This window comes from Sulfurovum sp., from assembly GCA_026990595.1.
Lineage (GTDB): Bacteria > Campylobacterota > Campylobacteria > Campylobacterales > Sulfurovaceae > Sulfurovum.
In genome coordinates this window covers 1-12548 of sequence record JALXCZ010000008.1, presented here as the reverse complement: position 1 = coordinate 12548, position 12548 = coordinate 1, and the positions used below count along the sequence as shown (strand labels likewise).

14 protein-coding genes are annotated in these 12548 nt (G+C 36.8%); 8 read left to right on the top strand and 6 right to left on the bottom strand.

What is annotated here, in order from left to right:
* Positions 1–111 precede the first annotated feature (111 nt).
* From MVE01_RS02335 to MVE01_RS02315, 5 genes are all read left to right on the top strand, one after another.
* On the top strand, positions 112–243 hold the full coding sequence (locus MVE01_RS02335; RefSeq protein WP_472560553.1) for a hypothetical protein: 132 nt from the start codon (positions 112–114) through the stop codon (positions 241–243).
* A 125-nt stretch (positions 244–368) separates the two neighbouring features.
* Positions 369–3131 (top strand): M16 family metallopeptidase, encoded by a 2763-nt coding sequence (locus MVE01_RS02330; protein ID WP_472560552.1) that lies wholly within the window; start codon positions 369–371, stop codon positions 3129–3131.
* A 49-nt stretch (positions 3132–3180) separates the two neighbouring features.
* On the top strand, positions 3181–3375 hold the full coding sequence (locus tag MVE01_RS02325) for a hypothetical protein (protein WP_472560551.1): 195 nt from the start codon (positions 3181–3183) through the stop codon (positions 3373–3375).
* Between the two features lie 10 nt (positions 3376–3385).
* Complete coding sequence (locus MVE01_RS02320) at positions 3386–3718, top strand: hypothetical protein (RefSeq protein ID WP_472560550.1); 333 nt, start codon at positions 3386–3388, stop codon at positions 3716–3718.
* Positions 3719–3744: 26 nt separating this feature from the next.
* On the top strand, positions 3745–5220 hold the full coding sequence (locus MVE01_RS02315) for a serine hydrolase domain-containing protein (RefSeq protein ID WP_472560549.1): 1476 nt from the start codon (positions 3745–3747) through the stop codon (positions 5218–5220).
* Between the two features lie 370 nt (positions 5221–5590).
* On the opposite strand, the gene MVE01_RS02310 is transcribed toward MVE01_RS02315, so the two are convergent.
* Positions 5591–5800, bottom strand: coding sequence for a hypothetical protein (locus MVE01_RS02310; RefSeq protein WP_472560548.1), 210 nt, complete (start codon positions 5798–5800; stop codon positions 5591–5593).
* Between the two features lie 114 nt (positions 5801–5914).
* Here MVE01_RS02310 and MVE01_RS02305 point away from each other — a divergent pair, with 114 nt between their 5' ends.
* The gene (locus tag MVE01_RS02305; protein ID WP_472560547.1) at positions 5915–6712 is read left to right on the top strand and encodes a DUF5718 family protein; all 798 of its coding nucleotides are present in this window, start codon (positions 5915–5917) and stop codon (positions 6710–6712) included.
* A gap of 10 nt (positions 6713–6722) precedes the next feature.
* Here the strand turns inward: MVE01_RS02305 and MVE01_RS02300 are convergent, their stop codons facing one another.
* The 3 genes from MVE01_RS02300 to dnaJ all read right to left on the bottom strand — a co-directional run bounded on the left by MVE01_RS02300 (position 6723) and on the right by dnaJ (position 9255).
* Positions 6723–7382, bottom strand: a complete 660-nt coding sequence (locus MVE01_RS02300; RefSeq protein WP_472560546.1) for a ferritin family protein — start codon at positions 7380–7382, stop codon at positions 6723–6725.
* A 22-nt stretch (positions 7383–7404) separates the two neighbouring features.
* Complete coding sequence (locus MVE01_RS02295; RefSeq protein WP_472560545.1) at positions 7405–7920, bottom strand: ferritin-like domain-containing protein; 516 nt, start codon at positions 7918–7920, stop codon at positions 7405–7407.
* A gap of 198 nt (positions 7921–8118) precedes the next feature.
* Complete coding sequence (gene dnaJ, locus MVE01_RS02290) at positions 8119–9255, bottom strand: molecular chaperone DnaJ (protein ID WP_472560544.1); 1137 nt, start codon at positions 9253–9255, stop codon at positions 8119–8121.
* An 89-nt stretch (positions 9256–9344) separates the two neighbouring features.
* On the opposite strand from dnaJ, the gene MVE01_RS02285 reads away from it, so the two are divergent.
* Both MVE01_RS02285 and recR read left to right on the top strand, forming a co-directional pair.
* A complete protein-coding gene (locus MVE01_RS02285) occupies positions 9345–9638 on the top strand; it encodes a Dabb family protein (RefSeq protein WP_472560691.1) in 294 nt (97 codons plus the stop codon).
* On the top strand, positions 9625–10194 hold the full coding sequence (gene recR / locus MVE01_RS02280) for a recombination mediator RecR (RefSeq protein ID WP_472560543.1): 570 nt from the start codon (positions 9625–9627) through the stop codon (positions 10192–10194). The genes MVE01_RS02285 and recR overlap by 14 nt, the downstream gene beginning before the upstream one ends.
* Positions 10195–10199: 5 nt before the next feature.
* Here the strand turns inward: recR and MVE01_RS02275 are convergent, their stop codons facing one another.
* Both MVE01_RS02275 and MVE01_RS02270 read right to left on the bottom strand, forming a co-directional pair.
* Entirely contained in the window at positions 10200–11555 is a 1356-nt protein-coding gene (locus tag MVE01_RS02275) for a DUF1501 domain-containing protein (RefSeq protein WP_472560542.1), read from the bottom strand.
* 1 nt (position 11556) lies between these two features.
* The coding region (locus MVE01_RS02270; RefSeq protein ID WP_472560541.1) for a hypothetical protein at positions 11557–12548 on the bottom strand (992 nt) is incomplete at its 5' end.

Below are 12548 nucleotides of genomic sequence, written 5' to 3'. Positions count from 1 at the left end.
TGTTTCTTTTTATCTTATTTTAATTTTTTGATCTGTGCATATTTTTTATTGAGTTCTTTTTTTGTTTTAAGGATACTATCCAATATTATCGTTTAATTTTAAGATCACAAAATGTCCCAGATACTGACTTTACATTCACAGATGATGGCAGTAGTAGCTCTCTACATTGGTAATAGTCTTCTTGGTGTTGATAATATGCTCAATATGTTCATCGGCATAAGGGAAACAAGAGAGAATCTTTAAGACTTATCATCCAATTTTAGGATTGCAAATAAATATGATAAATTCTATGTTAAAGGCAAAACAAAAAGCAAAATCAAGTGAAAGATGTTATACCATTATTGCATCTAAAGTTTACAAGGTTATTTATGTATCGTTTTATACTCCTCACATTATCATTTTTATTTATCTTATTAAGTGCAGAGGTGCTGCCTACAGACAAGCGGCTTGTCTCAGGTAGACTTTCCAATGGGTTGCATTACTATATCATGCACAATGAAAAGCCCAAAAATATCGCTTCATTTCGTCTTTTTGTGCATGCAGGTTCTCTAGAAGAAGAGGATGACCAACGTGGTTTGGCACACTTTATAGAGCATATGGCATTTAATGGCACAACGCATTTTAAGAAAAATGACCTTGTTAGCTATTTGGAGTCTATTGGGCTCACTTTTGGTGGTGATTTGAATGCAAACACCGACTATGAACGTACACTTTATAAGTTGAGAGTACCTGTGAAAGCTGATAATATTGATACATCTTTACAGATTATGCGTGATTGGGCAGGAGGTTTAAATTTTAACAAAAATGAGTTCAACAAAGAGCGTGGCGTTGTACTCGAAGAAAAACGTCTGCGTAATGATGCCAACTATCGTATTTTACGCAAGTTCGCTCCTCTTTTTTACGCACACTCAAAATATGCAGATAAAACAGTCATAGGAAAAGAAGACATTTTAAAACATGCCCCTGTACAGCGTGCTATAGACTTTTATAACAAGTGGTATCGTCCTGAACATATGGCACTAGTTATCGTGGGAGATATAGAGCCTAAGAAGATAGAGAAAAAAATACAAACAATGTTTAGTGATTTAAAGAATACAAATCATGCAGCACTTACAAGTAGAACTATTCCCGAAAATAATACTACGCGTATTTTAACGGTAACAGATAAAGAATTAAGTGCAAACAGTGTGCAAATGTTTTTCTTGGAAAATCAAAAAGGTATTATAACATCGCAAGCGCTAAAAGCCCAGATGATAAATTGGATGACTACACTTATGTTTAACATTAACATACAAAAACATCTTCTTGCTACAAACACAAAACTTTTAGAACTCTCCATGGAAAATGAAAATATCAATTCTTCAAAAAAAGCAACTGTTTTTTCTGCATCCTATAAAAAAGAAGATAGAGAAGAGGCTTTTGAAAAGCTTAACCGTATTGTCTACACCTATGCACGTTTTGGTTTCAAGCAAAGTACCTTTAAAAACATTAAAAAACAACTTCTAACACTCAATGAAAACAGTCACAAAGGAAAAGCGAACACACTATCATCTAGCTATGCCACCGATATTGTACATACGTTACTTACAGGTGATGTCTTTATTGATGAAGAGTATGACTACACACTTGCAAAAAAACTACTCAAAGAAATAACCCTAGAAGAAGTCAATGCCAGATACCGACACATACTTAACATTAAAGACAGAGCAATACTTTTTATGGGGACGGATGAAAACAATGTCTCTAAAGAAGAAGCATTAGGGCTCATAGAAAAAGCAAAGAAGAGTGTCGAAAACAGTAAGAAACCAACAGAGGCAAAAGAGACTTCCTTGCCTCCCAAGCCAGATAAACTTGCAAAAATCATAGATAAAAAGTATAACAAAAAACTAAATATTTATAGCTATACACTTGAAAACAATGTCACTGTGGATTTTAAACCGACACAATCACAGAAAAATGAAGTGGTACTTTTTGCACTGAGCCAAGGAGGGGAGTCTACACTTCCTGTATCGGAGTTAGACAACGCACACAAAGCGGCAAACTGGGTGGTCAACTCTGCTCCGTGGAAGATAAAAAGCTATAATATGGGTGCACTACTGGCAGATAAAAAACTTCACTATGATTTTATAATAGAACGTTTTAATGAGAGTATTAAAGGCGAAAGCGTGACAAAAGATTTTGAAAGTTTACTACATCTTATCTATCTTCAGGTTACGCAACCTAAAATTGACGCGAGTGTGACAAAACAGTTACGCAACCAACTCTTGGCACAACTGCCAGAAGGGAGAAGAAACCCTACATACCGCTTTCTAAAGGCATTTACAGCATTTTACTATAAAAACAATCCACGCCTCTTTTTTGATACAAAAGAAAGTATTGAAAAGCTTGATGCCAAACAGATGCTTAGCATTTTTAAAGAAAAATTTACAGATATGAACCATTTTCATTTTGTGATTGTGGGTGACATAACGACTAAAAAACTTGAAACACTTATACAACGCTATTTGGGTACGCTTCCCACGGCTAAGAAAAAAGAGACATACAACGGTATACCGTATGATTATCGAAAAGGAAAACAACACTTTATCAAAAAATTCAATACAGAAAATATAGCCAATATTTCACTGAAATATAGAACAATACTACCATTTTCAGTACATACAACAGCCACATTAGATGCCTTACAAAGCATTTTAACCATTCGCCTTCGCAATATCATTCGAGAAGACAAATCTGGTACATATGGTATAGGTGTTGCTTGTACGTTCATACGTCAATTACAAAACACTGCCGTTTGTGATATAAATTTTGCAGCTGATCCTAAACGTAAAGATGAACTTCTTGCTGCGCTGTATAAAGCCATAAAAGACTTTATAGAGAAAGGACCGACTAGAGAGGAACTTACAAACTATCAAACGGAGTTTGCAGTAGCCTATAAACAAACTATAAAAAATAATGCCTATTGGCTTTCAACATTACAAGTTGCCGCCAATTTTGATACACCACTAGAAGCGTACTTGCATATCAACGAAGAGGTAAAAAATCTTACATCAGACGAGATTAAATCTGTCGCAAAAAAGATTTTTACGGGGGATGTGATAATAGCAGAGAGGATTCCCTTATCATTTTAAAACGATGCGTGTTATTATTTTTTAATATTACAAAAGGAACATAAATCATATGATTAGAAAACTTCTATTAACAAGAACACTGACTATTTCATCTATATTTTTACTTAGCGCATGTGCGGGTAATAGCTACAATGGAGGATATGTCTATCAAGACCCAAATGAAAAGGCGATTAACAATACTATATCTTCTGAGATGAACAGCCTGTCAAGCCAAGATATTGCTGCACTCAATACATTAAAATAAAAGGAATAACATGATGAAAAGAAAATATTTACTAGGTACTATAGCTGTAGTAGCAACTATAGCTTTTACGGGTTGTGCAAGTACTTCGGAGACAATGATGCAACAAGGGTATGGACCATACTATTCTCATGGATATGAAGATGGATGCCACAGTGGACGTAAAGCTGGTGGTTCAATGCTAGACCAATTTACAAAAAATGTACAACAATATGACAGCAACCATAAGTACAAAGAAGGATGGGATGATGGATACAAAGTATGTCATTCCGAAGAGAAACAACTTATGAAAAATATTGCTAATGCACAACGTGATACAGCTATAAAAAATAGATATAAAAATTAAGATGAAAAAATATATACAGGCAAAAAATGTTTAAGACACTAGTATACACAATATTATTACTTTCTCCTGCACTCTATGCAAACAACAATACGAGACAAACACAACTCGATACTCTAGTACAAAGATATACAGAAGGGAATAATCAAACAGCCATTCTTTTACTAGAAGATAAGCACGGAGACATCCATAAAAGTGCTTCAGGTTTTGCAGATAGAGAAAAACAAATACCCATAAAAACAGATGATATGTTTGAGATAGGGTCTGCGAGTAAAATTTTTACAGCTATAGCGGTCTTTCAGCTGATAGAAGAAGGAAAGCTAAGCCTAGATACCACGCTTGATACACTCTACCCGACAGGGAAGATACAAAACTTGGCGAACTATAAGGGCAAAAACTATTGGAGCAAGATTACTGTGGGTATGTTACTTAATCATACTTCAGGACTTGTTGACTATCTTAATGTTTATGGCAATGATGATAAGGCAATAGATGTTTTTAGTAAAAAGGCTAAAGTGTATACTTTTGAAAGTATCATCGACCTCACACTCAATTTTGGTGAGGTTAATTTCAAGCCAGGGGAGCAATTTCGTTATTGCAATACAGGGTATTTACTCTTAGGTGACATCATCTCTAAGCGTTCAGGCATGGAGTGGCATGACTATATACAAACACACATCTTTGATGTTGCAGGCGTAAAACATACCTATTTTGGTACACGCATTTCTAAAATACTGCGAGCACAGATGCCAAAAGGGTATAATAAGTCTCATCCTACACATATGCCTATGTCTCTCGCTAGCAGTGCAGGGGAAATAATATCGACATTAAGTGATTTGGACATACTCATCAATGCTTGGAGAGAGGGAAAATACTATAAAAAAACAAATACCCTACATACCCAACTCACACAAGGCTTTCATACTATGGATCCCAATATTAAAGCGATAACCTATGGCTATGGGGTCATGAAAGTTGGAGATTTCTATGGGCATGGTGGACAGACGTTCGGGTTTGAATCTTATGTTACAACCAATCTCAAAACAAACACCACATACATTGTAGGGACAAACGATGCGCAGGTAAGAAGTCTAAACCTCTTTCTGAAAGCTGCAAATATTCAGATATATGACAATGATACATTAAATCAAAAATGTACACTACTCACGAAACAAATAGAAAACTTTAGACATGCTACAGAGATTAACCATAAAAATATTCACCATTTTCAAGATATTTTACACAATAAAAACAGTACAGAAGCTGATAAAAAGAATGCCCGTACAGCCTTACAAATACTCAACAAACAAACTGCTAATCGTATGCCAAACAGTGGGTATCCTGCGCTGTATGAACAGTTTAAACAAAGTTTTGAAGTAACCTGTGGTATCTTTAGTCCAGAAAACAATGCTTCACTCATTACTATGATACATAACAGTATGGATTTCAATACTGTTTTAGCCAGAGAACTGGGAGATAAGTTTTCTGTATCGAGAGTTCAATAAAGTATGATACTAAAGAATGTTAATATACAAATTTCGATACTTTCTTTTTCTATATGGCTAATAGACCGAACCACAGGGTATATCTCTGATTTTATAGGAAGAATATTCTGTCAAGATACATATATGCAAGCTGTAGACGGATATGTGGGAGAGTGCAGTTGTGGATTCAATGCAGATATCTATCTGAGTATTATTCTTTTGACTCTCTTTTTTATTGGTATATATCGAACCATTAAACAGAAGTAGTCTTTCTCCATCGCCAATACATAAAACTATCACATATAAGTGCAGGTAAAAACATACCAACAGCCAAAAGAAGTGAAAAGTGACTTGAGACATTTATTACAGTAGGATTGTGTGACTGTACTCTTTAAAGTGTAAAGAGTGAAAAATTGAGCCTATGATTTAACTTTTGATCAGGAATGATTACTGTGCATTGTTTTCTGAGTTTTTTCCCACTTGAGCAATTTGAAACCTGACTTGTGACATAGACTACAGTAGCAAACATAAAGAATAAAAATATACCTATAATAACTGCTACTAAAATCATATTTTTATTATCCTTTTTATTCTTTGGCATAGTTACTCCTTCTTGGGAAAGAATATACAAGTATAAAATTTTTGCGTGTATTATGTGTGCATTGGTTTGATAGTGATTAGATGGTATACTTTTATAAAAATTAAAAGAGTTGAGATGAATTTAGAAAATGTCATAGGTTTAGGTGTGGCAGGGAATTTTGCACACCATCTGGAACAGGCTGGAGAACTTAAAGATTTTGAGAATGTAGTCACTGCTGAAGCGAATGCTCCTAAAGGAATATTTCCTTTTTATCTCCCCGGATCAGATTCTTTTTTAGGTCAATATTGCATTGGAACAGACAGACTTGAACTTCCAAACTACGAAGCAAATGCCCAGGTTGAACCGGAAATAGCAGTACTTTTTGATATTGTTTATGATGAAGATAAACAAGTCATTGATCTGATAGCAAAAAAATTTACAACCTTTAATGACTGTACGATTAGAAAAGAGGGTGCAAAAAAGATCTCAGAAAAGAAATCATGGGGTTCTTACTCTAAAGGCATAGGCGATAAATGGATTGTTATAAACAAGTTTGAAAAGGGCGGGGTGATGGATAAGTACCATCTCTGTTCTTTTTTGCAACGTAATGGTATTTTGTATCCTTATGGGGTGGATGCCCCGTTAGTTGGTTACTCTTACTTCTATGGTAAGCTTAAATCATGGCTTATCGATAAGATGAATACACAAATTGATTTTGGACCATTAGAAAATATTGCAGAACATCTAAGAGCATGCAGCTATCCTCATCAGGCATTTATTTCTATAGGTGCAACTGCCTATGCAGAATTTGGAGAGAAAAATTATTTGCAAAGTGGTGATGAAATCTATGTGATCGCTTACGATAGAACAAAAGATGACTCCGGGTTAGAGCCATCTGAGACTAAGATCATACTGCATCAAAAAGTACTGTAGGTAGAAGTTATTACCCTCTGCTTGAGTCCTGACACTTCTTCTTGAAGTACTCTTTGTCTGCTTTACAGAGTGGACATTTTTCAGGAGGACGTTTTCCTCTATGTACATGTCCGCAGACTTCACAGATCCACTCTTCATTGTTTTCACTGTCAAAGAAACCTTCAGCTTCAAGAATGCGTTTGAGTTCCAAATATTCCGCTTCATGCTCAACTTCTACTTTACCAATGGCTCTAAAGAGTCTGGCAATATCATTTAAACCTTCCTCTTTGGCGATAACAGCAAAATTAGGATACATCTCCTCATGTTCATACCGTTCACCATCTGCAGCAACCATTAGATTTTTTTGTGTCGTGTCCAGCTCAATATTTTTCACCAGTTTATTGTAGGCTTTGTATTCTGCCATAGCATGGTATTTTTCATTGTTCGCTGCTTCCTGAAAATGTTTTGCAATGCGGTGTAGTCCCTCAGTATAAGCGACGTCGGCAAAGAATTCATATTTGTTTCTAGCCTGAGATTCCCCGGCAAATGCTTTCATTAAATTTACAGCAGTAAGATTTTCTGTGATACATGCCATCTCTTCTCCGCAACAGACCAGTGTTCCGCCTCCTACTTCCTGTACCTCTACCTCATTACCGCATTTGTTACATTTATATGTTTCGTACTGTTTCATTTTTTTTCCTTGTTTTTATTTTTTAGTTCAAATTTTTCTTAATATCTATGATGAATTCTGTAATATCATCATGCAGTGCCTGAAGATCCTCTTCATGTTCTACTTCATCTGCCAGTATTTCAGAGACAATGTCATAGGTAACGATATCTTTGTCTTTTGTCAACTCTGCCAAGTTGGAATAGACAGAGATAGCACACTGCTCACCTTTAATGGAGTCTTCCAGTATCTTTACGACATCAAACGCCTTTGGTTCTTCATAGCCGCAGTTGGTATGAGTGAACCAATCTTTAGGATTAAGCAAGGGGGTACCTCCCAGCTGTAAAATACGGTCAGCTACCATATTGGCATGTCTCAGTTCATCTGTTGCATGTTGTGTGAGCTCAGCAATAGCTGCATCTTTCATAATTCCTTTGATCACTTTTGCTTCAATGAAGTACTGGTAATATGCCAACCATTCATCTGCATACGCCTTATTAAGTAAGGTGATGATCTCACTAATCTCTATTCCTTTAATAATAGAATTTCCTCTTCGTGCCATCATGACTCCTTTTATATTTTATATAAGGATAAAAATTATCCTTTAGAAAGTATAGCTTCTTTAAACTTAAAGGAAAATAATTATCTTTTAAAAAATTTAAAGCTCTATAATATTGTCTAGTATAGAGTAAAAAAGTCAATGAAAAATAGATCGTTTGTAAATGGGGTGTATGGACATTTGTCCATACAGGAAGAAAAATTAATTTTTAAACCAGCTTTTAACTCTGTCAAAAGCAGATTCAAAAGTACTTTTGTGCGGACGGCTCTCTACACCGTAGCTCTCCTGAAGCTTTTCAAGAAGTCCTTTTTGTTCCTCGTTGATCTTCTTGGGAAGTATCATACGTACTTGAGCGATAAGACGACCTTTTCTTCCACTATGGACGTCGGGTACCCCTTCTTGTTCAAAGACAAACTGTTCTTTGTCTTTGGTGCTTTGTTTAAGTTCAAGTTCCAACTCACCGTCAAGTGCAGGTATGGAGATGGTTTCTCCCAAAATTGCCTGCGTAAAGAAGACAGGGACTTCAATATAAATGTCATTGCCGTTACGGATGAAGTGCTCATCCTCTTCTACATAGAAAGTAAGGTATAGGTCACCACGTTGTCCATTCTTGGCCTCATTTCCATATCCTTGGGCACGTAGTCTGTTGCCACTGTCGACCCCTGCAGGGATTTTGATGGTAACAGTATCTTCTTCTTCATGATACCCTTTGCCATTACAACTTGTACATTTTTGAGCAACTGTTTTACCTTCACCATGACATTTTGGACAGGTTTGTGCAAACTGCATAGGTCCTTGTCTCATCAGTACCTGACCTTGACCGCCACAGTATTCACAGGTTTGCAGTTTCGCATCTTTGGCACCGGTACCTTTACAGTCATTACACGGGGTCTTATATGTGATATCTATTTTCTTTTCACATCCAAAAACCGCTTCATGAAAGGCTAAAGGAAGTTCTATCTCAAAGTCCAGAGCATATTTTTGGCTTGGGTCACGTCTTGCATGTCCAAAACCTCCGCCAAAACCACCCGAACCTCCGAACATAGAGTTGAAGATATCCATAATGTCATCCATATTGGCTCCGCCAAAGCCGCTACCCATGCCGCCTTGACCTTCAAGTCCAGCTTTTCCGTAACGGTCATAGATACTTCTCTTCTCATCATCCGAAAGAACTTGATAGGCTTCATTGACCACTTTGAATTTATCTTCAGCTTCTTTATCATCCGGGTTTCTGTCCGGATGATATTTCAGTGCCAGTTTTCTATAGGCCTTTTTCAGTTCAGCGCCCGAACAGTCTTTACTGACTTCAAGTACTTCATAATAATCCATTTCTGTCATTACTGTTTCTCCATTGTAGTGGGAATAATTTTGGCGAATTCTACCATAATTTTGTTATAATGGCGAAAAGTTTTTCAAGGGGTAGAGTGATGATTGTTCATATCGTCCTGTTTCAATTCAAAGATGCACATAAAAAAGCCAATATGATCCAAGCCAAACAGATGCTGGAGAATCTTATGGGAGCAGTACCTACACTGCGAAGCATAGATGTTGGAATGAATTTTTCCACGGAAGAACGGTCGATGGACATGAGTATTATTACTGTATTTGAAAGTAAAGAAGGGCTTGATGCCTATGCTGTGCATCCTGAACATCTTAAAGTGGTTGATTTCATTAAAACAGTTGTGGAGTATTCAAAAGTCGTAGATTATGAAAAAATATAAAATAGAAGCATTTGAAAATTTGGTAGATGCTTTTTCCTCTTTACCATCCATAGGTAAAAAAACAGCGATCCGTCTGGCATACCATGCGGTGATGGAAGATGGATTTGCTGCCATGAAATTGGCACATGCACTGGAAACAGGGATCAACACGATCCAAAAGTGCAGTAAGTGTCATAATATGAGTGAAGATGAACTTTGTTCCATCTGCTCTGACCCATACCGTGACAGTTCTAAACTCTGTATTGTCCAAAGTGCAAAAGATATATTGACCATTGAAGAGAGTGGGCAATTTGATGGTGTGTACTACGTAGTTTCAGAAATACGTGACCTTGATGAAGCACATCTTTTTTATGCTGTTGGCGGGGTAGATGAAGTGATCTTTGCGTTTCCTCCAAGTATTGCAACCGATACAATGATCCTGTATATTGAAGATAAATTAAATGGATTGGATATACAGTTTACCAAAATAGCCCAAGGTGTTCCTACCGGTGTGGAGCTGGAGAATATAGATGTAATGTCACTCTCGCGTGCTTTGGAAGCGAGAGTGAAGATATAGGTTGTTTAGCTAAATAGTTGATCAATAGCTTTATTGTTGTTGGTTAAGATTTCCGGATTTTCAATACCATAGATTTTATAGAGTGTTGCAGCAATACTCAAAGGTTCAAACCAGTAAGTACCACTTTTTGGTTTCAGCCAAAGTCTATTGATACTTTGGGGGTCATCAACAATGGTTTCACCAAGCACGCCTTTATGGTTAAAGTATCCTTTGCCTCCAAGTACATAGAAGTTCTGAAGATTTCCGTGATCCCAGCCTTTAGCAGAGTTTAGATTGACATTTCTGCCGAATTCACCAAAGACCATAATATTGATATTTTGTTCTTTCCCTTCTGCTTTAAGGTGTGCCATAGCCGATTTTAACGATCCAAAAAGGTTTTCCATTCGTGTAACATAGTCTCTTGCTTCATTATGGTCATCCCATCCGCCAAGACCGCCTGTGCCTAGGGTCAAGACTTTTGTGTCAGGGTTTTTAACAAGAAGTTTGACGGCTGCTTCTATTTTTTTGGAAAAATCATTATCAGGATAGGCATCAGCACCCAGGTCTGGTGTTGTAGAACTTGCTATGGAGTCAATGAAAGTACTTAATTTATCTCTTTTCCCAAAAGCATCTTTTATTTTTCCCGGTACATTATTCTGTTGTGCCAATGTATTCATTTTCCCGTCCAAGGCAGGGTCAAAACCACTACTGTTGTTTTCATTATAGTTTTCTATTTCCCGTTCAGCTTCGGTATAATAAGTCCACCGTCTCACATCTCGTTTATAGGGATTTTCAAAACCTTCATTGATCCCAATAGGCTTTAGATAGCCAGGGATCGGTTTGTTCCCTTCAAGATAAAACTTGGATTCTCCTTCCATGGTGACAAATGGCATAAGGGTATTTTCATTGACTACCTTATTGGCTTCAAGAATCTGTGCAAGGTTGGCAAGTATGCCTGCACTGTCTTCATCAAATGAACCTTTCTGATTCTGAGCCGTACATTCTCCATGTGCTTTATTCCCGGCAGCCTCTCTGACAGCTGAATAGCAGCATCTAAAGATCGTCATATCTCCATTGTCTATAAGGGATTCCATTGCAGTGCCGCCTGCCTCCTGCCAACAACCGTTTTTTGTTGGTGTTATACCTCTGAAATAGTCATCATAGCTACTTTGGGATTTTTTCTTGATCTCTTCGATATTTGTAATATTCCCGGCCAGCTGACTTGCGCCTCCATACATGAAGATAACGATCGTTTGCGCATTGTTGTCATTTTGTGAAAAATTGATCTTGCTTACGTCTAATGTTGCAGCATAGGTAAAATCAGGCAGTAATATAGCTGAGCCGGCTGCCAATGATAATTTTATAAAGTCTCTTCTTTTCATTTTATTTCACCTCTCTTTGTGTGTATGTTATATCTAATCTTGAAATATAATCCAATACAATAAATGCGATATTTCTTTTATGCTCTTCTCGTCGTTTTGTTTGTTTTTGTATATCATCATAGGTAGAGAAAAGGTTGAACTCATCGCGGAAGAGTTGTTTCCCATCCCTGCTTTCTATCATATGGTCTCTGAAAAGTTTTAATTCTTCATTTGTCGCTTCTCTTGCGATAGTGGCTTTAAAGAGGTAATTTACGAAAGTATTTAGGCTTGTTATATCATTATTGCTATCGAGATTGAAATTATCATTTGCTATGAAATCATCGCTCCATCCCTGTCTGTCCCATGCACTAAAATCATCTGTTTTTTCAGGGTTTGATCGTCTAAGTAATACCTGCTCTCTGATGAATTTATTATAGTATGCAAAAGAGAGTGTGTCTAAAGGTACACGTTTTAATTTTCCAAGTTTATATTTCATGGTCGCCTGATGCATCTCTTCCAAGCCCTCTTTGAAATATGCGATGGTACTTTTACGATGTTTATAATTCATTTTTTTAGCCAATGAGTAAAAAGTCTCTTCCGCACTTTTTGCGCGATGCGTATGTAACAGATACTCTTCAGAGAAAACGATCTGCAATAAAATATCCTGCCATGTTTCCGGCTTACTTGCAACAATTGTATCTGCGATCTGCTGTTTTTTGGTATCACTTGTTTCAGGGAAGAAAAAATCAACCAGTCTTTTTGTTACCCCTTTGGTAAATGCATCAGATTTAGCAAGCTCACGGTAAAAATCATCACCATTATAGATAGTGGTTCCGAAAAGTTGTAAGGGTTGTGTATTCTGGTTCAGACTCACTTCCAGCGTATCACTGTCTGTATTGAGTTTCCAGTTCTTTAATGCTTGTCCAGCTATAGGTACATGTTTATCATCCTGATCCAGTGTAAATATTTCCATCATTTCTCTACCGTTGTCTTCAGGACTTCTAAAACGTCTCC